Source organism: Streptomyces sp. NPDC127097 (genome assembly GCF_042724075.1).
In the GTDB taxonomy this organism is placed as follows: Bacteria; Actinomycetota; Actinomycetes; order Streptomycetales; family Streptomycetaceae; genus Streptomyces.
Genome location: NZ_JBHXFI010000056.1, coordinates 28787 through 50981, shown reverse-complemented (window position 1 = coordinate 50981; position 22195 = coordinate 28787). Strand labels below are relative to the sequence as shown.

Annotated in this window: 21 protein-coding genes; 10 read left to right on the top strand and 11 right to left on the bottom strand. The window is 67.8% G+C overall.

From position 1 onward, the window contains the following. Nucleotides 1-1313: 1313 nt before the first annotated feature. Together ACFWJW_RS30950 and ACFWJW_RS30945 are read left to right on the top strand one after the other, a co-directional pair. Complete coding sequence (locus ACFWJW_RS30950) at nucleotides 1314-1973, top strand: MarR family transcriptional regulator (protein WP_387247489.1); 660 nt, start codon at nucleotides 1314-1316, stop codon at nucleotides 1971-1973. After that, complete coding sequence (locus ACFWJW_RS30945; RefSeq protein WP_387247488.1) at nucleotides 1967-2383, top strand: hypothetical protein; 417 nt, start codon at nucleotides 1967-1969, stop codon at nucleotides 2381-2383. The genes ACFWJW_RS30950 and ACFWJW_RS30945 overlap by 7 nt, the downstream gene beginning before the upstream one ends. Nucleotides 2384-2912: 529 nt before the next feature. Here the strand turns inward: ACFWJW_RS30945 and ACFWJW_RS30940 are convergent. Beyond that, nucleotides 2913-3065: a hypothetical protein gene (locus ACFWJW_RS30940; RefSeq protein WP_387247487.1), complete on the bottom strand. Its 153-nt coding sequence runs from the start codon at nucleotides 3063-3065 to the stop codon at nucleotides 2913-2915. Between the two features lie 570 nt (nucleotides 3066-3635). On the opposite strand from ACFWJW_RS30940, the gene ACFWJW_RS30935 reads away from it, so the two are divergent. Together ACFWJW_RS30935 and ACFWJW_RS30930 are read left to right on the top strand one after the other, a co-directional pair. Further along, on the top strand, nucleotides 3636-4628 hold the full coding sequence (locus ACFWJW_RS30935; protein ID WP_387247486.1) for a hypothetical protein: 993 nt from the start codon (nucleotides 3636-3638) through the stop codon (nucleotides 4626-4628). 256 nt (nucleotides 4629-4884) lie between these two features. Beyond that, nucleotides 4885-5541 carry a hypothetical protein gene (locus ACFWJW_RS30930; RefSeq protein ID WP_387247485.1) on the top strand — a complete coding sequence of 219 codons (657 nt, stop codon included), beginning with the start codon at nucleotides 4885-4887 and terminating at the stop codon, nucleotides 5539-5541. A 114-nt stretch (nucleotides 5542-5655) separates the two neighbouring features. On the opposite strand, the gene ACFWJW_RS30925 is transcribed toward ACFWJW_RS30930, so the two are convergent. From ACFWJW_RS30925 to tap, 3 genes are all read right to left on the bottom strand, one after another. Then, nucleotides 5656-5973 carry a GNAT family N-acetyltransferase gene (locus tag ACFWJW_RS30925; RefSeq protein ID WP_387247484.1) on the bottom strand — a complete coding sequence of 106 codons (318 nt, stop codon included), beginning with the start codon at nucleotides 5971-5973 and terminating at the stop codon, nucleotides 5656-5658. Between the two features lie 129 nt (nucleotides 5974-6102). Continuing rightward, nucleotides 6103-6657, bottom strand: a complete 555-nt coding sequence (gene tpg / locus ACFWJW_RS30920; protein WP_387247483.1) for a telomere-protecting terminal protein Tpg — start codon at nucleotides 6655-6657, stop codon at nucleotides 6103-6105. 3 nt (nucleotides 6658-6660) lie between these two features. After that, the gene (gene tap, locus ACFWJW_RS30915; protein WP_387247482.1) at nucleotides 6661-8790 is read right to left on the bottom strand and encodes a telomere-associated protein Tap; all 2130 of its coding nucleotides are present in this window, start codon (nucleotides 8788-8790) and stop codon (nucleotides 6661-6663) included. 136 nt (nucleotides 8791-8926) lie between these two features. On the opposite strand from tap, the gene ACFWJW_RS30910 reads away from it, so the two are divergent. Then, on the top strand, nucleotides 8927-10759 hold the full coding sequence (locus tag ACFWJW_RS30910; protein ID WP_387247481.1) for a zeta toxin family protein: 1833 nt from the start codon (nucleotides 8927-8929) through the stop codon (nucleotides 10757-10759). Here ACFWJW_RS30910 and ACFWJW_RS30905 read toward each other — a convergent pair. After that, nucleotides 10723-10968: a hypothetical protein gene (locus ACFWJW_RS30905; protein ID WP_387247480.1), complete on the bottom strand. Its 246-nt coding sequence runs from the start codon at nucleotides 10966-10968 to the stop codon at nucleotides 10723-10725. The two genes, ACFWJW_RS30910 and ACFWJW_RS30905, sit on opposite strands and share 37 nt — an antisense overlap. Nucleotides 10969-11125: 157 nt before the next feature. Here ACFWJW_RS30905 and ACFWJW_RS30900 point away from each other — a divergent pair, with 157 nt between their 5' ends. The 3 genes from ACFWJW_RS30900 (at nucleotide 11126) to ACFWJW_RS30890 (ending at nucleotide 14944) form a co-directional block, all read left to right on the top strand. Next, entirely contained in the window at nucleotides 11126-13816 is a 2691-nt protein-coding gene (locus ACFWJW_RS30900) for an ATP/GTP-binding protein (RefSeq protein ID WP_387247479.1), read from the top strand. 94 nt (nucleotides 13817-13910) lie between these two features. Beyond that, a complete protein-coding gene (locus ACFWJW_RS30895) occupies nucleotides 13911-14276 on the top strand; it encodes a hypothetical protein (RefSeq protein WP_387247478.1) in 366 nt (121 codons plus the stop codon). Further along, nucleotides 14273-14944: a nucleotidyl transferase AbiEii/AbiGii toxin family protein gene (locus ACFWJW_RS30890; RefSeq protein WP_387247477.1), complete on the top strand. Its 672-nt coding sequence runs from the start codon at nucleotides 14273-14275 to the stop codon at nucleotides 14942-14944. Before ACFWJW_RS30895 ends, ACFWJW_RS30890 begins: the two co-directional genes overlap by 4 nt. 355 nt (nucleotides 14945-15299) lie before the next feature. On the opposite strand, the gene ACFWJW_RS30885 is transcribed toward ACFWJW_RS30890, so the two are convergent. The 4 genes from ACFWJW_RS30885 to ACFWJW_RS30870 form a co-directional block, all read right to left on the bottom strand. Further along, nucleotides 15300-16124 carry a DUF3800 domain-containing protein gene (locus tag ACFWJW_RS30885; RefSeq protein WP_387247476.1) on the bottom strand — a complete coding sequence of 275 codons (825 nt, stop codon included), beginning with the start codon at nucleotides 16122-16124 and terminating at the stop codon, nucleotides 15300-15302. A 707-nt stretch (nucleotides 16125-16831) separates the two neighbouring features. After that, nucleotides 16832-17314, bottom strand: a complete 483-nt coding sequence (locus ACFWJW_RS30880) for a DUF6233 domain-containing protein (protein ID WP_387247475.1) — start codon at nucleotides 17312-17314, stop codon at nucleotides 16832-16834. Next, nucleotides 17307-17660: a hypothetical protein gene (locus tag ACFWJW_RS30875; RefSeq protein ID WP_387247474.1), complete on the bottom strand. Its 354-nt coding sequence runs from the start codon at nucleotides 17658-17660 to the stop codon at nucleotides 17307-17309. Before ACFWJW_RS30875 ends, ACFWJW_RS30880 begins: the two co-directional genes overlap by 8 nt. Nucleotides 17661-17867: 207 nt before the next feature. Continuing rightward, nucleotides 17868-18128 carry a hypothetical protein gene (locus ACFWJW_RS30870; RefSeq protein WP_387247473.1) on the bottom strand — a complete coding sequence of 87 codons (261 nt, stop codon included), beginning with the start codon at nucleotides 18126-18128 and terminating at the stop codon, nucleotides 17868-17870. Nucleotides 18129-18826: 698 nt separating this feature from the next. Here ACFWJW_RS30870 and ACFWJW_RS30865 point away from each other — a divergent pair. Both ACFWJW_RS30865 and ACFWJW_RS30860 read left to right on the top strand, forming a co-directional pair. Then, nucleotides 18827-19366 carry an RNA polymerase sigma factor gene (locus tag ACFWJW_RS30865; RefSeq protein WP_387247472.1) on the top strand — a complete coding sequence of 180 codons (540 nt, stop codon included), beginning with the start codon at nucleotides 18827-18829 and terminating at the stop codon, nucleotides 19364-19366. Continuing rightward, complete coding sequence (locus ACFWJW_RS30860) at nucleotides 19366-20022, top strand: hypothetical protein (RefSeq protein ID WP_387247471.1); 657 nt, start codon at nucleotides 19366-19368, stop codon at nucleotides 20020-20022. Before ACFWJW_RS30865 ends, ACFWJW_RS30860 begins: the two co-directional genes overlap by 1 nt. 286 nt (nucleotides 20023-20308) lie before the next feature. Here ACFWJW_RS30860 and ACFWJW_RS30855 read toward each other — a convergent pair whose 3' ends face one another. Further along, entirely contained in the window at nucleotides 20309-21328 is a 1020-nt protein-coding gene (locus ACFWJW_RS30855; protein WP_387247470.1) for a pentapeptide repeat-containing protein, read from the bottom strand. Nucleotides 21329-21737: 409 nt separating this feature from the next. Further along, entirely contained in the window at nucleotides 21738-22184 is a 447-nt protein-coding gene (locus tag ACFWJW_RS30850) for a hypothetical protein (protein WP_387247469.1), read from the bottom strand. Nucleotides 22185-22195: the final 11 nt, after the last annotated feature.

The following is a 22195-nucleotide window of genomic DNA, read 5'->3' as shown; positions in this document are numbered from 1 at the left end:
GCGGGACCCTCCGCGCTGGCGCGCGGAGGAGTGAAACGACTCCGCTTACGCTCCGTCAAATTCCCCCGCAAGCGGGGGAATTGAATTCCGCAAGCGGAATTCTAAAAACGCGTCAATTCGCGCTGCGCGCGAATTGTGAAGTCCCCGCAAGCGGGGACTTGTTGGCTGGCTACGGGGGCGGTGCATCGCGCGCGAGCCTGTGTAGGGCTTGGGATTCCCAGCCACCACCCCCGAAACGAGACTGACGGACCGTCGACCTGACGGGGTGCCGGCCCCATCGCAGTTACGGGCTCCGCTGCGCTCCACCCGACCCCTCCCCACTTCCAAATACGGCGTGTTCACGTTCACTGATAGCCCGCCCAGCCTACATGCCGACGCGCCTCAATGGTGCTGAATCCGCTGACACTTCATCCGGGAAAGTGAGCGCGGTAGGCAGAGCGATGCATCATGCAGTTGGACTGTGTAGCGTTTGGTCCTGTCCGTGACACCACCGTCCCAGCAGAAAAATTGCCGGCAGCGCGGCTATGAATAGCTCGGCCACAGAACGGAAGCCCGATATGGGAGAGTCGAAATTCGATGTGCGGAGGTACCGGAGCCGTCCGGCCCCCGGGGCCGGACGGCGGATCCGCCCACAGGCACTGGCCACGCCTTGATGTTTGGGATCGTCACGGCCAGCACCACCCGAGACGCAGCAGCGCTGATGCAGCCTACGGTCCGCACCAGTTCCATGGAGCCGCACGCGAAGCCGCCGCAGCCATCGACGGGCCCCGCTCCGCGTCGTGCCGCAGGAAGCCGTCCACAGGCCCCGCGCGGACCTGCCTTGCACCGTTGGCGCACCGAGTGGCGCCTGCGATGCTCCTGGGGGCCTTCGCAGGTGTGGTGGTCGTGCGGGCCGGGTGGAGGCTGTGCTGCGCACCACCGGCTGTGGCGGCTGGTGCCGTGCGTAGCGGCCCGCCCCACGAGCGTGAGTTTTTGGTCCTGCCTTCGCGCGCGCGTGCGTCTTAAGGAAAAGAGGGCGCTCATGGAAACCCTGCTTTGACCTGGTCTTTTGCAGAAGGAGATGTGTCAGGGCTGACACATTGACCTGCGGAAATGTGTCCGTGGTGCCACACCGACACCCATATTGGCCAACCCTACTTGTACAAATGGGGAACGTTGCTGGTGAGGGCCGGTTCCCGGGGAGTACGCCTTGAATCTACTGTGTCGGCGTCGACACCAAAGCGCCACGCCAGCGTGTACAAATCTGCCAACTGAAGTTGAACAACTGTTAGTGTCCGGCGCGACCCCCAAGATCGAGGACAGGACCACCGTCGATGCCCCGCCAGCCCAAGCGCCCGACCGCCGGCCGCGGGAAGGGCAAGATCACCGCCGTGCCGCCCGGTGGTGACAGCGCCTTCCGCGAGACCCTGTCCTCCCGGCTGGGCAAGGACATCAAGCCGCCGACCCGCAAGCGGCCGGTGCAGCAGATGGACGTCAGCGTCCGGTACACCTACCGCGCGCCGCACGACATGTACGGGCGCTCCGGCTACAGCGTGGTGTCCAACGACTTCCTCGCCGACGTCCTGGCCGTGCTCATCGCCCAGCACGGTATGTCGCCGATCCAGTCCGCGGTGCTGCTGTGGTGCATCGGTCGGCAGCGCGAGGGCTGGCTGAAGGCCACGCACAAGAAGATCGCCGACAAGCTGGGCGTGGAACGGTCGAACGTGACCCGGGCGATCGGCCGCCTTGAGGAGTGGCACATGATCCAGCGCGTGGACACTGGGCTGATCTTCGTGAATCCGATGCTCGGGTTCGAGGGCAACGGAGACCGGCAGCGCGAGATCCTGGACGCATTGCGCGACGAGGACGGGAAGCTGCCCGAAGAAGTCTTTCCGGCCTTGAACGCCCCGCGGCCACCGCGCAGCGTTCAGCTGGAGCTCGGGGCAGAAGACGGGGAAGATGAAGTGGTCGACGCGGAGGGGCGTGCATGCTGATCCAGGCGAGCGCCGGTTTCGGAATGCTGTACCGGCTGGACCTCACCAAGGCCGCATTGGAGCTTCTGAGCGCCCTCATCGAGCGCCAGGAGCCCGGCGGCGAGGTGAACGCTTCCCAGGCCGAACTGGGGGCGCGCGTGGGCCTGTCGCGGAACTCAGCGAACACAGCGATGTCGCTGCTGGAGAGTCGGAACCTCGTGCTGAGGCCCGTGGACCGCAAGTACCGGACCTACTACCTCCACCCCTACATCGCTTCCTACGCTTCCCAGGAAGAGCTGGAGGAAGCGATCGAGGACGCATCCGAGCGCATCGAGGCCGGCGAACTGCCCGAGATCACCGTCCCGCTGTACGAAACCGCACCACCCAAGCGTCAGAGCCAGCCGCTCCGGGCTGTCCGCGCCGCCGGATAGTGCGGCCCGCCTTCACCCCCGGGTGATGACCGACCGCGGAACGTGCCCCTGCCGCACAGGAAATTGAGGCAAGGGCACAATCGTCTCTCCGATTGGTGACAGCCTGCGGACATCGATCTCCTCCAGGGGAAACTCACAGGTCACCGACGTGCGGCCCCGAGAGGGCGGTAGCACCAGGTAAACCGGTTTGTTCTGGTTCTCCAGAACAGCCAGCGACTGCTCCGGTCCGTGCGTACATACATCGTTCCCCTCTGTGGGAAACCCGCCGGCAGCTGTCCCGCTGGTGGCGCTGCTGCCACCGTTTCGTGGCAGCCGCGCCACGAAAAGTGCCGTAGGTCAGCGGGCTCTGACTTACGGCGCTATATGCGGCAGCTGTGCATAGATCTCGCCCGGAACATGCAGATCTGCGATGTTATGCAGCGCCGGGGCGGGCCCACCGTCGTGCTGGAGGCCGCGGAGCAGGAGGCGCCGGCCGGGTGCAGCACGGCCCGAGCAGCGTGCAGCAGCTGCACCGGCCGGGGCCGGCCTGCTACCCGTGCAGCACCCGTGTGCCGCCTGGCCCATGCAAATGCTGCGCTCCACCCACGACACCGCCCTGCTGCACTCCGAGGACCACCACCAGGACCGCGCGCAGCACCACCGAGACGACGACCACCACCCAGAGGACCCCACCGAGCAGCACGACCAGGAGCAGCGGCACTCCGTCGCCGCAGGCTTCGCCTCACACCTCGCACCCTCACACCGGGCCTTGCCCACCCGGGGAAACGTCCTGTGTGCCACACAGGAGCAGGCGGGAGCGGTGGCCTACAGGACAGTGCGGTGCAGACGCCGTGGACGGCCTGGCGGCACGGTGGGCTCATCGAGGGCCTGGAGGCCGCTTTGAAGCAAGCGTGGCGAGTCGGCGGGTGACCAAACCACGAGCCGTGGCCGAGCGGCACCCAGACGCGGGCGGCATGCGCGTCACAGACCCGGGCGGCGAGCACCGCTACGGAGCACTGGCGCCGTCCATCGCCGCGCACAGCCCTGCCTGTCACCTCCCGGGCCTGCACCGCGCTGAGCGGCGGCCGCGCCGGTCCGGCGACGTCGCCCTGGGCGTACTCGGTCATACCTGTCATCGCCCTCCGCGTCGGCGGACCCGATCAGGGCGTACGGAAGCACGGGCGCGAGCGCCTAGCCCAATAGGTCGCCGTGCGGGGGTGTCGGTGGTGAGGCGCATCATGGGCGGAACCTGCCCAGCGAGCGAAAGAACCACGTGAGCGCTACCTACGCCCTGACTGTTATCGAAGAACACGGTGCCCGTCCGGGTCTGACCAGGGTCATCGAGAGTGTGCACGCCATGATCTGCGTGATCGCCGACGACTTCGACGTTCCGGACCTGGAGTTGACGGTGGTGCTCACCGGCGACATCACAGCATCGATCCAGGCGCGCAGCGAGACCGAGCGAGACTTCAGCCCCGAGCGGGTCGGCGGCACTGTGAGGGGCAAAACGATCAGTCTGGTCCGCGACTTCAGCGAGACGGCCATCGTGCTCGCCACCGGTGACGCGGCGGCCGACGAGGACTTCGACGAGGTGGAGTTCCTGCATCTGGTCGGGCACGAGTACGGGCACGCCCTCATCGGCAGGCTCCGGGCGGCAGCCGGTACCCGGCCTCCCAAGCCGACCCGGGACCTGACGCCGGACGAGGTGGCGGCAATCTGGGCGTACGAGGCTGCCGACGAGTTCCGGTGCGACCTGTTCTCCAACACGCTCCTGGGGAAGTTCGTCACCGTGACGCCGGGCGGCTCCGAGCCCCGGCCGCTCACCCTGGCTGACGTGTTCGGTGAGGGGTACCGCGTCGCCTTCGTCGACCTCCTCGATGATGTGCACCCTGGCTGGCCCGACCTCGTTCAGGCATACCGGACACGCGAGGTCGGCCTGGGTGAGATGTACGGCGGCCTGGTCTTCGGAACCGGGTCGGTCCTCAAGCTGATTGCGCACGCCGATGCTGTCGAGGAGGCTGGCGGGAACGCCCCACTCCTGACCGCGGCCACGGATCACCCGGCGGTACAGCGGCTTCTCGGTCCGGTCTGGACACAGATCCGCGAGGTGCTGGATACGACCCCGACCCTGCCGCCGTTGGCTGAGTTCGCGGCCACGGACCGGGCGATCCAGGAGTGCGGTCAGCACATCGTTGCGATGTGGCAGTCTCTGGGCGTCAGGGGGCACCTGACGGAGGACGACCAGCTGTACGTCTCCGTCAGCTGAGCGAGACGATCCCGCCCACAACAGCCTCTGAGTATTGGCTCTACCTGCGGAATCGTGCTGTGAGGCTCACAACCTCCCAGCCCTCAGCGGCCTCAGAGGCTCTAGGCACCTGAATGCGCCAGGTGGGGGTTGTTTGGGCTTGGCAAGCAAGCGGGTAGCCAACTCTCTTGGTGCGCTCTGTTTCCTGACATTGTGCAGAACTCGGGAGAGTGCCCAGTAATGAGCTGTGCTTACCCAGACAAGGGAGCGAGCACCGATGCTGTTTGGGGACATGGCTACTGGCGAAGGCGTAGAGGCCAACCCTTGGCTATTCGGGTGGGAAGCGCTCGTAGCCATCGGCACTATCGCCTTGGCGGTCTATACCGCCCTTCTGGCCAAGCGCACCCGAACTCTGGCTGAAGAGTCTACGGCTGACCAAAGGGCCCAGTGGCGACCCTTCCTTGTTCCGAAACACGGGGTCACAGTACGTGCGCTTTTCGAGAGGCAAGTGGAGATCGAACCCATCTCCCTGTATGGCCACCACCTGCACCTATCCATTCACAACACTGGCCGTGGTCCTGCTTTGCATGTGAGAGCTGAGCTCCAAGGAGAGTCAAGCGCTGCTCTCCCGGCTTTTTGGTCTGCAGCTGCTCTGTCACCCGGTGACGTGCAAGAACTTGCTTTCAATGAAATTGCAGCCGATGAGTCAGCCCTTCAGCTGCTCTTGGACTACCGCGACTTGACGGGACGCTCGTACTCAAGCGCGATCAGCATCACCGTCCGCGATGGAGCTGCGTACTTCTACGACGTGCGGACATGGGAGGACCACACGGTGACCCGCTACACCGATACTCCATATCCGCTGCCCGGCCTTACAGATGTCTCTCCCAAGCCGAAACCCGACTGGCTCGACCCGAATTGGCCCGACGGATGAACGGCCCCTCCCGCCCTATCCCGCCGACAGCGCCGAGCGCCTCCTCTTGAGCGTCGTCGATCTCACGGTACGGGGCCGCCGGTAATGGCGGGAGCGGGTTGAGGAGGGTGGGTGTTACCGGCGCTCGAAGCAGGGTGTCGTCAGGCTGTACCCGGCGGTGCGGATGTGCTCGCAGACAGGAACTTGGGTGGTGAAGGCGGCTCCGGTCTCACGGGCGAGGGCGGGGAAGAACTGCTGCGCCTGGGGCGACTGGTGGGTGGTGGTCCAGTGGTAGTCCTCGGCCCTCTGCATCGCGCGCTGGACCATCCGTCGCCCCAGGCCCTGTCGCTGCCAGTGGTCGGCGATGTAGATCTTGGCGATGTGGCCGCGGCGGCATGGTGCGCAGATGTTCCAGGACAGCCGTGCGGCGTCCCAGCCGGTTCGGTCGCACACGCTCAGAATCTGCAGGCTCGCGGCATGGGCGACCGGATAGTACAGCCAAAGCTGTTGGCGGAAGGGATGCCGGCGCAGGATTCGTTTCCACTGGCGGTCGGTTAATCCCTCGGGCATTTGGTGTTCCTCTCAGAAGGACACGTCGAAGTAGTCGATGTCGGTGAATTCGACTTCAAGGTTGTCGGCGCGGCGTCCGCCGTCCTTGAAATAGATTTCTTGAAGTCCTTCGGCGACGATGTCGCGCATCTGCTGGTCGTTTGCCCCTTGCTCCCGGGCGTCGAACAAGCGGCGGGCGTACTCCGGCGGGAGGTGGACGGTCAGGCGACGAAAGCGGCCGTCGTCGGTGGTGCCGATCGGTGCGGTGTATCCGAACCGGGCCCTCGTTTCGACGGTGATGCCGGTGGCGGTGGCGGCCTGCTTCTGGCGCCGCTTGCGGACCTGTGGCTGCCAGCGGGCGCGCACCGCCGCGTCGATCCGGTCCGTGATCTCCTTGGGCGGGTGCTTCCGTTCGCCGGTGCGGTAGCGCTCCACCGACCGTTGGCTGACTCCGATCTCGCTCGCGACGGCCTTGGTCGATTTGAGCTGCTTGACCAGGAAGTTGATGCGGGCCCGGAGGCTCTTGGGGGGCTCGCGGGTGAAGGTCTCCTGGTCCGCACGTTGCAGGGCTTCGTGTACGTCTGTCATGGCTTACTCTCCTTCGTCCATGACGGCGTCGCCGCCCTTGATGTGTCGGGCGGGGTTGAAGCCTTTCTCCATCAGGTCGACCGCCCAGGACATCTCTTGGACGCCCTCCAGCTTGGCCAGGCCCGGGGTAGGCCCGAGGCGGAACCCGCCGGGCTGCGGCTTGCCGGAGGCGGCGTACGGCAGGAAGTCCAGCGGTGAGGCCCCCGGCGAGGGGTAGACGACGCAGTCGGACAGCACGGCCAGCGGGTACAGGCCCGTCATCCGCGCCATGTTGGCCAGCTTGCGGTGCATGTTGACCCGGGCCTTGGAGATGACAGCGGCGCGGATGTCCGGGCGCCAGGTCGGGCGCTCCAGGGCCGGCCACCGCTCGCCGTCCTTGTAGTGGCGGCCCTGCGGGCGCTCGCGGAGTTTGCCGATGCCGCCCTTGACCGTGGCTTTGATGGCGGCGAGCACCGCGGCCAGGGCCGTGTCGACGTCCTTGTGCCGCTCCATCGCGGCCAGGAACTCCTGGTCCGTCAGATCCTTGGTGACGCCCAGGTCCGCGAGGGTGTCGACGTAGGCGGTCTTGAGCCGGTCGTGCCACGGGTCCAGGTAGGCGCCGGTCTCCCGGCGCAGGTACGCCTCGAACGGGGCGACGTTGTAGCCGAGCTCCTGGGCGTAGGCGACGGTGTGCGTCTGGTACCAGGCCGGGCCGGTCGGGCGTTCGCCGGTCGGCGTGAACGGCGACGGGAGGCGCGGGTCGAGCTCAACGTGGGAGAGGTCCACCAGCCAGGAGCCGGGGATCTTCGGGTTGAAGGTCGGGTGGTGGAAGTGGTCGGGGGCGGAGAGGCCGACCGTGAGCCGGGCGGCTGCCGCGAGGAACGCGGTGTTCAGGTCCAGGCCGACCGCGTACGGCAGCAGGCACTCCTCGTCGGAGAGCAGGTCCACCGACCGCACCCACTGGTACGCCTCCTCATCCAGGAAGCCGCCGGTCCAGCTGCTGTTCACGACCACGGGGTGCTCCTGGGTGGCCTCCGGCGGCGCCGGGTGCATCGGTTCCGTGCCCAGCGAGCCGGGGTTGTGGCCGGAGACCCAGTTGCCGGTCTCCTTGTCCTGCACGGCCCGGGTCGGCGGGCGCAGCGCGGTCATCAGCTCCAGCCCGGAGACGGCGGTCGATCCGCGGGGGGTGATGACGCGCTGGGCGTAGATGCCGAGGACGCGGGCGACGTCGGCCGGCTCCATCTCCGCAACTCCCGGCCACGACCGGGAATCGAGCGCGTCCCATGAGAGGACGGCGAGCTGCACGCACTGTCGCTGTCCGGCCTGGGCGGGGCGGTAGATCCGCGCCCAGGGGCCGAACCCGCGCTGGGTGAGCTTCCACTTCGCCTTTGTGACCTGTTTGACCACGGGGTGGTCCTCGGGCAGGCGCAGGGAGCGGCGCTGCTCGTGGCCCTCCAGGCGCTCTGGGAGACCGAGCTTCACGGCGGCGGCCTCGGTGAGCACGATCAGTGGGTCGCTGTCCTTGCCGTTGCGGTGCAGCTTGGCCGCGCCGAGACCGGACTCCTTGAGTGTCCAGTCCACCAGCTCCGGCACGGTGGTGGCCGGGCAGTCGAGCACGATGCCGTCCACGCCGTACGCGGAGCCGTCGCCGTCCAGTACGGCGAGCGGGCCGTGCGGGAACCGCGGATCGGTCGCGGGCTTGGCGGCCTTCCTCGCAGCGGGACGCCGCGACGTCGCCGGGCGCCTGGTGGCCGGACGCTCCGGCGCGGCCTGGGCAGCGGGAGGCTCTACCGGCGCGGCGGTCTCCGCCTCGGGGGCCTCGGGCACGGGCGGGCTCGTGAACGTTTCCGGAACTGGCTGCGATGCGGCGTCCGGAGCGGGCGCAGCGGCGACAGCAGCGCCGTGCGCGGGGTACCTCGCCGCCCAGCCCTTCAGCAGTCGTTGGTACGCCTCCAGGCGCGGCGACTTCGGCTCGGAGCGGCCGTTCTCGTAGTTCTTGACGGACTGCGTCGTCGTCTTGAGCGCGGCCGCGAGGCGGGCCTGGGTGATGCCGGCGGCCTCACGCAGTCGGGCACGCTCCGCAGGGGGTGGGAGCTGCGGCTCCTCCTCCAGTAGCGCGTCGATGTTCGCGAACAGCTCTTCCTCGGATGCCATACCTGTCTACCTCCACTCCGAACACTACCAGTGTTTACCCTGTTGTTTAACCCATTCTTTAACCCAATCGGATCTTTTGGTAGGGTGACCTTGCCGAGCTGGACAAGCGTTGACGGGCGAACTCAAGGGGATTGCGGTGAAGGACGCGGACGTCACACCGGTCGTGCTGAGCGAGCAGGAGCACGAGGAGATCCTGGCGTCCCGGATCCTGCCGACCTGGACCAAGGAGGCTGCCCCCCAGGAGGAGCCGGTGGTGGTGCTCGTCGCCGGAGGGCCGGGAAGCGGCAAGTCCACACTCATCGACCTCCTGCACACGGTCCTTGACCAGCGGGGTGGCGCGGTGCGGGTCTGCCGCGATCTGTACAAGACTGCTCACCCCGCGTACGGCGAGCTGATGAACAGCGATGAGCGGACGGCCGGCGTCAAGGTCCGTCCAGATGTCCTGCGGTGGCAGGCGCAGGTCGAGGAGTACGTACGCCGCCGGCGGCTCGATGCGGTGGTGGAAACCCCGCTGGCCGACCCGGAACAGGCCCGTGCCTACCGGGCGGCCGGCTATCGCGTCGAGCTGGTGGCACTGGCGACAGCCCAGGCCGTGACGCAGCTGAGCGTGCTGGACCGCTACCTGGAGACCGGCCGGTACATCTCCTGGGACAACCTCGACGAGTGCGCGCGGCGCCTGCGCGAGTCCGTGGAGGTCATCGAGGCCGAGCAGCTGGCCCACCGAGTGATGGTCGTCCGGCGTGACCTGGATGTGCTGTACGACAACGCGCTGACCGAGGAGGGCCGCTGGCGGTCCCCCGCCGGCGCGCACCAAGCGCTGGTTGCGGAATGGACGCGGCCGTGGACGGCGCCGGAGACCTGGCGCTTTCGCCGCCAGATCTCCGGGGTACAAGAGCAGTTGCACCCCGCGGTGACGAACACTGAGCGACGTCTTGCCGTGGCCGGCGGTCTGGAGCGGGCCTGCGCGCTGGCCGAACCGGTGCGCCGCATCGCCCAGCCGCTCACCGTTCCGCCGGGGGTCGACTACCACCGCCTCTCGGCCGACGAGCACGCGTTCGTCTTCGACGAGTTGATCGTGCCCATGTACCTGAGCAGCATCACCGCTCAGGACGAGCCGGTCGTGCTGTACGTGATGGGTGCCCAAGGGGCCGGTAAGACCCGCACGTCGCGCATGCTGCGCCGCGCGCTGCACCGTCGCCGGCCCACGCGGATCGAGGGCGGGATGTTCAAGGCGATGCACCCCGACTACCGCCTCCTCCTTCAGGAGCAGCCGCGCACCGCCTCGGCCCGGATCAGGGCCGACTACCGAGCCTGGCAGGACCAGGCCGAGGCATACGTACGCGCGCGCCGCGGTGACCTGCTGATCGAGATCGCCCCGGACAGCGTCGGCCACCTGATCGACAGCGCGCGCCGCCACCACCGGGCGGGCTACCGCGTGGAGCTGATCGTCCTGGCGACGCGTGCCGCAGACAGCCGGCTGGGCACCGCGACCCGGTGTGCCGAGGTGGCCCGCCTCGGCGGCACCCCCCGCTTCACCTCAGCCGCGGGCCACGATGCGACCTTCCACGTTCTCGCCGACGCGCTCCGCGCAGCCGAAGGCGAGCCGCACACCGTCGACTCCGTCTCCATCATCCGCCGAGACCTGAGCGCGGTGTACCGCAACGAGCGCACCCCGGACGGAACCTGGTCACGAACGCCCCTGGGCGGACACGCCCTGGAGGCTGCGCAGCAGCTCCCCTACACCCCGGCGGAAGCCGGCCAGTTCCTCGCCACCCTTCAGCGCGTGCAGTGCGAGCTGCCGCAGTACCGGTCGGATCTGGTCGAGATCGCCGCGCTGGCCTGGCCGCTGATGCCCTCTCACCTGCAACCGCGGACCCTCACCTCCACGCGCACCTCGGCGCCGCTGCCTGTCCCCCTCCATCAGGGTCCCGGCTACTGGCCGTCCAACTCCCTCGCGCGGGCCGCGTAACGGGCCGCGATCTCGGCCACTTCCTCCGGGCCGGCGTCCTGCAGCGCCTCCCGGTCGGCGGCGCACGCCGCCAACTGCTCCTTCAGGGCCTTCAGACGCTCCTGATCGGGCGCTGCGGCACGCCGTTCGACGATGATCTGCTCCGCATACAAGGAGCTCACGGCCTGCACCAGCAGCTCGGCGGCCTCGGGGGTCACATGCTCAGACAAAGCGGGGGTGTCCTTCGGGTATCGGAACCAGGGGATGCTGGCGCCATTGTCCCGGCCGAGACCTGGCCGGATCGGACCCGGGTTACGGCAAGGGATCGCGTGGCAGGGGCCAGGGCACATAAGTTGGTCCCGCTAATGATCTTTTTCAGGGGGTGTCGTGGCACGGGATCTACGGATGCTGTTCGGCGTAAATGACCGGTCCATTGCGGCCGAAGATGCCTTCACCAACCGACAGGCCCAGTGGCAAGCCGTCGTCACCACGCTCACCGACCATCTGCACCGAGTCGCCAGCCCCGCCTTCGACGTCGAAGACCTGGTGAGCCCGAGGCACAACATCCTGGTCGGCCACGGCGTCGGCGGCATCGGCAAATCCACCTTCTCCCGCAAAATCGAGACCGCGCTCACCCACCAAAGTGGTCGTCCCGCACAGTGGGGCGCCCCTTCCTGGCCGATTGAGCGGATCCTGCCCCTGCGCATCGACCTCGCCCGGTCCACCGGCATCGACTTCGAACGCGTGGTGCTCTCCCTCCGCCTGGCGATCGCCGCCCTGGGCCGCCCCATGCCCGCCTTCGACCTGGCCCTGCGCCGGCACTGGGAACGCAATCACCCCGGCGAACCCCTTGAGGAATACCTGCGGCGCGGCGGCCTGTTCAGCCGATTCACCAACGCGGTCAACCTGCCGCAACAAATGCAGTCCACACTGTCTGACGTCGCCCAGGCACTGGCCCTGCCCGGCACCGTCGGCGGCGCTCTTGGCCAGCTCACCACCACGCTGGTCGGCGCCCTGCGCGAGCGACGCCAGACCGTACGCGCGCTGGCCGGCTGCGCGCGCCTGGCCGACATCCTCGAAGCCGAGCCCGACCTGGAGACCCTGAGCTTCGCCACCCACCTGCTCGCCTGGGACCTGGCCCAACTCCCCGCCACCCAGCAAGTCATCCCGGTCATCCTGTTCGACACCTTCGAAGACATCGGCGACCGCACGAACCGGGATCTCGAACGGCTGCTGCAACGCATTGTGTGGCTGATGCCCCAGGCGTTCTTCGTGATCACCGGGCGCAACCGGCTCCAATGGGCCGAGGACGGCCTCCACGGGCAGCTCGACTGGACCGGCCCCGCCGCCTGGCCCGGCCTGGCCGACCACCTGCCCGCCTCCCGCGGCAACACCGGCCCAGCCCAGCGGCAGATCCTGCTCGGCGACTTCTCCCCCGAGGACTGCGAAGACCACCTCGCCCGGCGCCTGTCCCGCGACGGACAACCCCTCATCGATGAAAACCTCCGCCACGCCATCGCCGCACGCTCCCACGGCCTGCCCCTCTACCTCGACCTGGCGGTCATGCGTTTTTTGGAGATACGGCGCAGCGGACGGGACCCGCAGCCGGCAGACTTCGGCGACTTCCCCGCCCTGATCTCCCGCACGGTCAGCGACCTGACGACCGACGAGCGGCATGTCCTGCGCTCGGTGTCTCTCCTGGACGCCTTCTCCGTTCCCCTGGCCACCCAGGTAGCCGGCCTCACCCACGACGCAGCCGCACTGCGGCTCACCGAGCGCCCCTTCATCCGCGAAGACCCCCAAGGACTGTGGCCCTTCCACCTCCACCAGGTGGTCCGCTCCGCGATCCGCCACGCCGAAGACCACACCGACGACCGCTGGTCACCCCAGGACTGGCACCGGGCAGCCACACGCGCACTCGCCGCCCTGGGCCACGAATGGCGCCACGGGCCGCAGCGCGATCGCACGATGCTGATCGACTGCCTGCGCCAGGGCCTACGCCTGGCCCGCGACCACCACCTCGAAGACCTCAACTGGCTCACCGACGCTGCCTTCGCCTACACCGAGGACTCCGTCTGGGAGCCCCTCGCCCCACCCGTCCACACCTCGGCCTCCTCCTCCGGTACCGAGCCGCAGGCGGGCCCGGACACGCCCGCGGACGCCTTGGCCGAGCTCCTCGCCGCCATCACACGCCGCCAGCACGAGCACCGCGAGCGCACCGCTGAGCGCCTCACCGCCGTCCTGGACACCGGCCTGCTGTCCGGGGAACTCTCCGACCTCGCGCTGTATTACCGGGCCAAGGCCCACAAGGACCTCGCCCGCACCGACGAAGCCCTCGACGGCATGCGCCAGGTTGCCGAGGCCGAGGGCCGGCTCGCCCCGCGCGCCCGCCGCGGCCTGGCCCAACTCGCCCGGATTCGCGGAGATTTCCCCACCGCTCTGGCCGCCGTTCCCAGCCTGGGATGGAAGGGCCGCCACCACCGCGTCCTGGCCCACATCCGTTTCCCCCACGGCGATATCGAGCGTGCCGCCGCCGCCTTCGAAGCCGCACGCACCGAAGCCGAACAGCACAACGCCCCGGGCGAGCGGGCCATTGCCCAGACCCTCCTCGCCCTGGTCACCGCCTTCACCGACCCGCTGCGCGCCGACGACGAACTCGCCCTCGCCCACCAGTACCTCGCCCCCCTCGACCAGCGCGCCACAGCCTTCTACGCCGCCGTCGCGGCCCTTGTGCGCGACGCTGGCACCGACGGCGACGTTGCCGACCGCGCCACCGCCCTGCGCGCCGAGAGCACCGTCGCCGGCCTTCCCTGGCTCACCCCACTCATCGAGACCGCCATCGCCTTCCACCACGCCGTACGCGATGCACACGACGACCTCAACGCCACCCTCAGCCGCCTGCGCCAGGAAACCGTCAGCGGTGACTTCGCCTACTACGTCGACATCGCCACCGCCATGGGCGACCTGCCCCAGCCCGCGGAGAGCGCCGTCCAGTGGCTTGACGATGCGCACACCGTCCGGGAGCGGTGGCGTGGCATGGTCACCGCCCGCCAAGATCACTTGCGTGGCGTCCAGTAGCGGCGGCGTTACTGGGGGCGCCGGTAACGCAGTCACTCACCCGAGCTCAGCCGCGGCGTAGCAACCGCGTGGCGCGCCGGGCGATACTGGGGGCATGGCCGAGCAGCCCCCTTCGTCTCCTCCGAACGCGTTCGAGCTGTTGTGTGCGCAGTACGCAAAGCGGCTGCCTGCTCAGCTGGAGGACCTGAACGGTCCCAACCGCGGCACGGTCGACCTGCCGCTGCACGTGGTCTGGTCGGGCCGCCGCTCCTACGGACTCGAACAGCCACGCTCCCGGATGAGTCTGTACCGCACTGTCCTGGCCGAAGGGCAGCGCCAGGACCTGATCGACTTCCTCAACCGGGATCTGCTCATCGCGCAGTGGCCCGTGCTGCGCACGCTGATCAGCCGACCAATCAGGGACGTGTGGGAAGCCGCGTTCCCTGAGCTCACCACCGCGACAGCCGCGACGGCCGCGTGAACCTGACAGATCTGCACCGCCGGCTCCTGGCCGACGTCCTCGCTATCGGCACCCCCTACCCGCTCGTGATCACCGGTGGGTACGCCGTGCAGGCCCACGGCCTGGTCGACCGGCTCTCCCAGGACCTGGACGTGGCCACCGAGAGCCCGGCACCTATCGACGAGATCGTTCACACGGTCGGCGACGGCTTGGCCGAGCGTGGCTGGGGCGTGCGGCACATCGAGTCCAGCCCGCTGTCGGGCCGGCTCATCGCCACCGACCCCGCCACGGGCGAGGAGTGCGAGGTGGACGTCCTCAAGGAGGCGTTCTGGGCGCCGCCGACGATCACTGAGTACGGGCCGGTTCTCGCGCTGGACGATGTGATCGGCACCAAGGTCCGAGCACTCGCGGACCGCGGCGCGGTCCGCGATCTCATCGACGTCCACGCCGCGAACAGGCATCGCTCCACCGCCGACCTGGAAAACCTTGGCCGCCGCCACGCCCGTTTCGAATTCAGCCTCCACGACCTGCACGACCGCCTCGCCGGCGCCGAGTGGTGGGATGATCAGGACTTCGCCGACTACGGACTGAGCCCTGAGCAGATCGAGGACCTGCGTGCCTGGGCCCTGGGCTGGGCTGGCGATCTCGCCAGCCGGCTCCACTCCGGGGAAGACCCGCACGACAACTGACCTCGCTGCGCAGCGAAGAGATCAGCGTCCCGAGAACCGGGCCACCGTGTCGGCAGGCGCGGAATGGAAATGGAATGGGCCTTGTGCTCAACCCCTTCGGGGGCATCGGCGGGCAGCTGACTCGCTCGCTCTCAGCCTCTCCTCAAGAACTAGTGCGATTCCGGCAATCGGAGGGGTGATTGAGTCGTTAAGAATGGGGTTCGGCAGGTGAGAAACGGGCCGCTGCGGGTAGGGTGATATCACGCAAGAGCCCCTAGGCGGGCTGCCGGGAATACGGCCGGAACCAGGGAACTGGATCCCTCCACCCTCCGAGGTGGTTGTGGCCCCCGGGAGTCCCCCCGGGGGCTTTGTGCACTCACAGGTTCTTGAGGTCCGGCCACCAGGCCCGTTCGGTGATGAAGCGTTTGTCCCCGATGACCTTGATGCCGTAGCCCAGCAGTTCGCCGCGTGCCGATCGGCGCAGCTGGTGGCTGATCTTCTGCAGGTTCTGCGCGCAGGCGGTGTCCTGGGGGTGCCCGCTGAGCGCGCTGTTGAGCAGGCCGGCGTGGACATCGGCGAGCTGAATGCCGTTACGCGTGGTGCTTTCCCAGGTGGGCGGCCATTTGATGTGCTCCCAGGGGACGCCGAAGGTCTCGCCATTGCCGCTGCGCACCTGGTCCAGGTAGCTCACGCAGTCCTGGTGGTCCATGTGCTTGACCTGGCCGAGCCGGACTATCGCCAGGCGCTTCCCGCCGGGCCACTCCCTGGCCAGGTGGGCGACACGTTCCAGCAGCAGCCTGGTCGTGAAGTTGTAGAAGACGCCCTTGTCCCGCCGCATCTCGTTGTCCTGGTTCAAGGTCGCCTTGTGCGCTATCACGTGGATGACCCGCGCCGTGGGTATGGAGGCGAGCGCCTGCGCGGCCCGGCTGCGCCGCTCGGGGTGCTTGGGCTTGAAGTGCTCAACCCAGTGGATCGGCTTGAGAAGTTGCTGCGGCTGGCCGCTGTGGACGAGGGCGCGCAAGCCACCTGCGGTGTAGGTGACCGTCCACTCGTCTTCCTGGGGGACCACTAAGGCGGTCATGGCGAAGAACGGCGACTGGGTTTGGGACCTGTCGCTGAAACCCCGGTCACCTGTCTCGTCGACGTAGACGTGGAGCTTCGGCAGCTGACCGAAGTGTTCGGGAACGTGGAAAGCCGCCATCAGGCCCGCCTGGGGCGGGCGTAGACCGGGCACGGCGTCGCGCCACGGTGAGAGTGCACCACGGGAGCTGGTCTCCTTTGTCCTGCCCGACGATCCAGTGCCGGGTAGCTCTACGTTGTTACCGGTCGGTCACTCCCAGCTACCATCCGGTTGGATGACCGTACACCCGATGGTCGACATGTCAGCAATGCATATGTACAAGGCCAGTTGACCTGCTGTCTTGGAACAAGTCATTACGCGTCAGCTCTTCGCATGAGCCGGGCCGTCCAGCGGTCATACCTGTCGTGCCGGATCCGTTTCGCGGGTGATGGCGGCTTCGGCCTCGCTCAGGCCATCGATGCCGCCGGCCAACTCGGCTCCCGCTCGGTCGAGGTCTTCACTTGGGCGTCACCTGAGGTGCTCAGCACGGGCGCGCCGGGCATAGCGGAGGGGTGCCTCCAGCGCGGCCATCAGGTCCACCGGCTGCCGCGGCTCGCGCGGCGGCAGCATCCTGCCGCCCGCCGCGAGCATGTCGATCCCCCGCGGCACCCACCCGGGGGCACACGATCCGCCTACCCGAGGCCGGATGGGTGTGGCATGCACACCGCGGGGCCCCGACCGCGGGACGACTCCGGTGGGAAGCTGCTGTGCCCACCGTCCCGGCCCCGCCCGGCGGCCCTGTGCCCTTCTGCCTTGGTGACGCCCGCGGCGCAGCCCCGGCCCAGCGGTCAGCGTCCGTATTGCAGGACGGTGTCGGGGCGGCAGACCGGGCACGGTGCGGTGATGTCCGGCCCGGCGAGTGCCTCTCGTGCCTCCTGGTCGGTCACCAGGCCGCCCTCCGAGGCCGCCTGCGCGCAGTCGGGGCGGTGGAGGTAGACGTCGGCCCAGCCGTCGCCCTGGGGCGGTGGGGACAGGCGCCAGCGCTTTCGGTGCTCGGGCGGGGGGAGGTCGAGGCTGCTGTAGTCCTCGCCCTCGATCCGCTGGACGACGGGGTGCGGGGCGCAGAAGGTGACCTTGCGGGAGGTCAGGGCCGGCCCGTGGCGGCGGTCGTCGACTCGGTCGGGCAGCTCGATTTCCAGGTCGTACCACCACACGCCCGAGCGGTCGCGGCGCCGGCGGATCACCGCCGCTTGCAGGTGCTGGCCGTTCGGGAGCGTGACGTCGGCCTGCGGGGGCGAGACGTCCGGTGCCAGGTCGTCCTTGTCATCCATCACGGGTCGGAGCGGTGTCGGGGGCCGTGACGTGCTTGAGTGCGGAGCGCGCGGTGACCGGGTCTGTGCACGAGGCCCAGAAGTCGTGGACGTAGATGGAGGTGACGAGCTCCAGCTGGCGGGCGCGCAAGTCGTTGACCTGCTGTTTTTCCTCGTCGGTCCAGCCTGGGGAGTCGGGGCGCTTCGTTCCGAAGTAGCGGCCGCCGTCCTTTGTGTGTGTCCACCCCGGTAGCGGCTCCACTGACCAGGGCAGGCGCTTGTACAGGGCGGACAGCTCCGACCGGACGCTGCGCAGCTCCAGCTGGGCGTCCACCAGATCACGCGGAAAATCGAACGTTTCTGCCATCGTGGCTCGATCATATTGGGTGCCGGTCACCCCTTCCCTGCTGACACCCCCGTGAGATCCGCTCACGGCGAGACCGCTACCCGCACCCGCTGGCACGGCCTGGTCGCAGCCAGGCGCGATCACTCGTGCGCCACCCCGTAACGCACTGTGGCTCCGCCGGATCCGGCGGAGCCACACGAGTTCATATTCCGGGCATAGCCCGGATGCTCAGCTGGCGTTGGGGTTCTTGCCCGCGAGGGAGGACAGCAGCTCCACGAGCGTGGCGTTGACGCGCCGCTGCTCGGTGATGAAGCCATCGAGCTTCTCGCCCAGGCGGTCGACCTTCTGGTCGAGATTGCCGACCTGAAGGCGCAGGGCGGTCAGGTCGCTCTTGACGATGCCGAATTCGCGATCGGTCGTCTGGGCGTTTTCCTCGAACCGGCGGGTCAGCGCAGCAAGCTCGCTCTGTGCGAGTGGGTCTTCGGCCATGGGCGTACTCCATGTGGTGGGCGAGCTGCTGACCGCGCCGATTATTCCAGAGGATGCCCGGCAAGTGGCCGGGGCCCCGTGCCAGGTGGCTGGACCGTGGGTGCGTGATCGTGACGGGACCGCGAGGCGGTCGCCCGAGCCGGCCCGCTGGCTTCCCTTGCGCTGGGGCAGGGGCCCGGGGGCTCTCATCGCGCGGCGAACTTGCCATTTTCGAACATTAGTTACCGGACATTAAACATATCGACCATGTGGCGTTGATCACCATGGATCGCTGGAGCCACAGGTCAGGGGCACGGTGCGGAGTCGACCGATCACTTTCCGCTCCGCACGGTTAACCCTGTGGGGGGCCTTCGTCGGTGAGAGAGACAGGAACGGCCGTTCCGCCCCACCCGTATCGCGTGGGTGGTCAGAATCTCTCAGGAAGGGGGGATCGTGGAGCACTTGGGGCACTCATGGCCCTGGCAGGCGCTGGAGATCATCGGCGCCTATCAGTTGACCGCCGCAGGACTCGACGCCCTTGCCCGGCGTGTAACCCGCACCGCCGCCCATACCGTCGCGGAGCACCACCACGCTTGTCCCGGCACCACACCAATACAGCAGGCGTACCTCCGCACCCATCTGTCGACCACCCGTCCCACCCCTGCCAGTCCGCCGGCGCCGCCGCGGCCGCCGTCGTCCCCCCGCCGCGGGGAGGGCCGATGAACGAGCGCTTCCCCGCAACGCGCCCCGCTGCCGACCTGCCGGCGGACTTCGAAGTCTTCTTTCAGCAGGAGCAAAAGGCATTCCTTGCACTCGCCGTCTCGCGGCTGCGGGATCGCCGCGACGCCGAAGAGGCCGTCCTTGAGGCCGGCCGCCGTATGTATGCGAAGTGGGAAAGAATTCTGGCTCACCCCAAGCCGGTGGCCATGGCCTACACCATCCTCAACGGCGTAATCGGCGACTTCTACCGCCGCGAGGTCCGCGCCGCGCGCGTACAGCCCTTCGCCGACCCTGCCGCGACCCTGCCGGACAGCACCTACCTGCTGGAGCTGGGCCACCACGAGGCGCTCGACCTCGCCCTGGACGAACTCGAGTCCAAAGCCCCCCTGCAGGCCAACTCCGTACGCCTCCGCCACCTGACGGGGCTCTCGTACGACGAGATCGCCGAACGGCTCGGCACCACCCCTGGCGCGGCGAAATCCAGCACATGCATCGGTCTGCAACGCCTCAAAGCGATCATGACGAGAAGGGGCCAGTGATGCTCGAAGACCTGCTACAACAACAGGCCGCAGAGATCCACCACGAGTTCGCCGATCACGACGTGGAAGCCTTCACCCAACGCCTCGCCGAAAGCATCGCCGAACACGCCCACCAGCGGACCGAACGCATCACCCGAGGCGTAATCAACGGCGTCCGCCCGACCCCGGTCCGCCCCGCCCTGCACCGTGGACGCCGCCGGCGCCCCACCCCCATCATCACCCCAGCAGTAGCCCCCGCAGCCGTCCTTGCCGAAGTACGGCGCCTGTGCCACATCGTCCTGCGCAGCGACGACATCGACGCGCTCGGCGCATTCGCCGCCGACTACGACCCCGTCGGCGCCCGCACCTTCGCCTGCCTGCTTTACACACTCAGAAAATGGGAGGCAGCGCTGTACTGGTGGCGGTTCGCAGCAGGCGCCGGCGACGAACTCGCCGCCCACCTGCTGGCACTGCACCACGCCGCAGTCGGTCCCTGGCCCGACGCGCGACTATGGCGCGCGATGGCCCGGATGATGCGATTCGCAATCGATCAGCATCTGCCGGTCCCCATCCGCGGATCCTCCGACCTCGCCGAAGGCTTCGCCAGCTCCATCGACAGCAACCTGCAGACCTTCTTCGAGCACAACCACCTACCGCGCGACCTCGTCACGCACTGACCACTGCTGTCTGTTCGGCGGGCGCTCTGCCCGCCGAACAGCACGGCGAAACGGTGACACCCCTACTGGAACAGATCCGGCACGCCCGCGCCCTGCTGGCTCTGCCGGACAACACCGTCACCTCGATCGTGAAGCTGCTCGGGGTCTCGCGTACAACGCTGTACAAGTACGTGTCGAGGCGGGACTCCCCTCCCTCATCGCTGGTTCGATGCCAGCTCTCCTCTCTCCTCGCCCCCGACACCGCGCAGCCTCCGCCCGGGCCCGGCCTGTGGGCCGACCCGGGCGTCTACGGCTTTTCACCCGTTTCCACAGCGGCGATCCGTGCTGTGACCCTGTCATCCGCAGCAAGGTGCGGGGGCAAGGAAGTGCTCTCTCTGGGCCGAGCAGACACCAGTTGGTCAACCGTCAGATGTGTCGCCCCCTCCAGGTGAGCCCCCTCCAAGCGGGCCCCGCGCAGCTCTGCCCTCTCCAGGATCGCCCTTTCCAGGTGGGCTCTGTGCAGGCGGGCCAACTCCAGGTAGGCGTTCAGGTGGGCCTCCTCCAGGTGGGCCCCACGCAGGTCCGCGCTCTCCAGGTGGGCGCCGAACAGGTCCGCCCCCTCCAGGTGGGCCCAGCGCAGGTCCGCCCCCTCCAGGTGGGCCCAGCGCAGGTCCGCCTTACGTAGGTTGGCGTTTCCAAGGTTGAGCCGGAAGAGCTCACCACGGTCCCGCGGCCGACGACCGAGCACAGTCAGCGCTGCCTGGACCGGTTCCGTCGGGCGCGGGCTCCGGTCGTACTCAACAGCGTATCCGCGTAGCCGCAGGGTGACCCGTGTCTTCGCAGTCCGCATGCGCTGGCGGGCAAGCTGTACAAGCTTCTGCGTGGAAGACTCGACCGGAGCGGGGGCGTGCTCGCGGACGAATGCGGCAAGGACTTCGACGATGGTGGCGTGATCCTTCACCGAGTCTCGCATAATGCGCTCCAGCGCGTAGATCCCGCCGAGTTGCTCGACCGGCTTGTCGGAGGCGATCTGGCCGATGGCCTTCGTGTAGCGGTCGGTGACTTGTCCTTCGCGGGTTTGGTGCAGGGTGCGGTGGGTGTAGAGGATGCCGACTACCGCTAGGCCTCCGGCGCCCATGGCCAGCAGTGCCGTGCGCACACCGGTAACAGCGGTGGCTTGAGGCTGTGTGATTTTGGGGAGGTGGTGAGCATCGAGCCACCAGGGGACTTGCCACAGCGCAATCCCTACCGCCCCGATTCCGCCGAGTGCCGTCAGGATGCCCCACACCCACATCCACGACTTCCGCAGCCACCACCGGTTTTTCATGCCCTCCAGGCAATATATTTCTGTCTTGCCAGACTGCTCGACTCGGCCGTCCGCTAGCACAGATCACCTGGACGGAGGCTGTCACGATGCGCGGGAACCCGGGGCCCGGTCAGAAGAGCTTGGTGAGGGTGACGGGTCAGGCTGGTTTGTCGACTCCTCGTGCGGGTGGTCCGGCTGGTGAACCTCATAGTGGATGACGAATGAACGGCCATCGCATTCATTCGAAATTGTGGTGGCCAAGTTTTCTCGCTGCTCTGGATGAGCGTCGAGGATGCGTGCAGCGGCTCTCTTCGTGGTGATGCAGTGCTTGGAAGATGAGCGCGGCAAATGCTCCACCTGAAATCCGGAAATTGCAAGTACCGCAACAGCCGGAGGAACGGCAATTAGGGTTAGTCTGCGCAGGATGGAACTACTCTTCCCCACTCAGCACCCCCATGCGGCGGAGCTCGTTTCGCAGGTCACTTGCTTCTTTATAGGCACCTGTGGCGATGAGGCTCATTTCGACGATCGCCAGTTGGTCCTTCACTTCCCTGGAATTTCTGGTCGAGCGTGTGACGGTATCCAACCCTGATTGATACAGGCTGAAGATTCGGCGTCGACGGTGACTAATCTCAATTAGGAGAAAGGCCGCGCCAGTTAGGGCAATCAGTGCGCCCGCGCCAAAGAGGCGTTGTCCCCATGGTGTGAGATAGCCAGAGGTGAATGCTGCCGCCACCAGTACAGAAGTGGAAATCGCGAGAGCCCCACCAGCTCCGATTAGGAAAATGAGAGACGGTGGTGGGGGCGGCAAGGGTGACACCCATAAACCTTTCAGCAGTCGCCATTTCGAGTCGTGCGGGTAAATTCGGCTGTCCATGGGCGCAACGC

Excerpts from the sequence above, each read along its gene's own strand:
- ACFWJW_RS30870 (WP_387247473.1), bottom strand. The coding sequence starts at position 18,128 with ATGGCCGAAGACCCACTCGCACAGAGCGAGCTTGCTGCGCTGACCCGC.
- ACFWJW_RS30875 (WP_387247474.1), bottom strand. The coding sequence starts at position 17,660 with ATGGCAGAAACGTTCGATTTTCCGCGTGATCTGGTGGACGCCCAGCTG.
- tpg (WP_387247483.1), bottom strand. The coding sequence starts at position 6,657 with ATGACAGACGTACACGAAGCCCTGCAACGTGCGGACCAGGAGACCTTC.
- ACFWJW_RS30865 (WP_387247472.1), top strand. The coding sequence starts at position 18,827 with ATGAACGAGCGCTTCCCCGCAACGCGCCCCGCTGCCGACCTGCCGGCG.
- ACFWJW_RS30850 (WP_387247469.1), bottom strand. The coding sequence starts at position 22,184 with ATGGACAGCCGAATTTACCCGCACGACTCGAAATGGCGACTGCTGAAA.
- ACFWJW_RS30950 (WP_387247489.1), top strand. The coding sequence starts at position 1,314 with ATGCCCCGCCAGCCCAAGCGCCCGACCGCCGGCCGCGGGAAGGGCAAG.
- ACFWJW_RS30885 (WP_387247476.1), bottom strand. The coding sequence starts at position 16,124 with ATGGCGGCTTTCCACGTTCCCGAACACTTCGGTCAGCTGCCGAAGCTC.
- ACFWJW_RS30945 (WP_387247488.1), top strand. The coding sequence starts at position 1,967 with ATGCTGATCCAGGCGAGCGCCGGTTTCGGAATGCTGTACCGGCTGGAC.
- tap (WP_387247482.1), bottom strand. The coding sequence starts at position 8,790 with ATGGCATCCGAGGAAGAGCTGTTCGCGAACATCGACGCGCTACTGGAG.
- ACFWJW_RS30855 (WP_387247470.1), bottom strand. The coding sequence starts at position 21,328 with ATGAAAAACCGGTGGTGGCTGCGGAAGTCGTGGATGTGGGTGTGGGGC.
- ACFWJW_RS30930 (WP_387247485.1), top strand. The coding sequence starts at position 4,885 with ATGCTGTTTGGGGACATGGCTACTGGCGAAGGCGTAGAGGCCAACCCT.
- ACFWJW_RS30860 (WP_387247471.1), top strand. The coding sequence starts at position 19,366 with ATGCTCGAAGACCTGCTACAACAACAGGCCGCAGAGATCCACCACGAG.
- ACFWJW_RS30880 (WP_387247475.1), bottom strand. The coding sequence starts at position 17,314 with ATGGATGACAAGGACGACCTGGCACCGGACGTCTCGCCCCCGCAGGCC.
- ACFWJW_RS30895 (WP_387247478.1), top strand. The coding sequence starts at position 13,911 with ATGGCCGAGCAGCCCCCTTCGTCTCCTCCGAACGCGTTCGAGCTGTTG.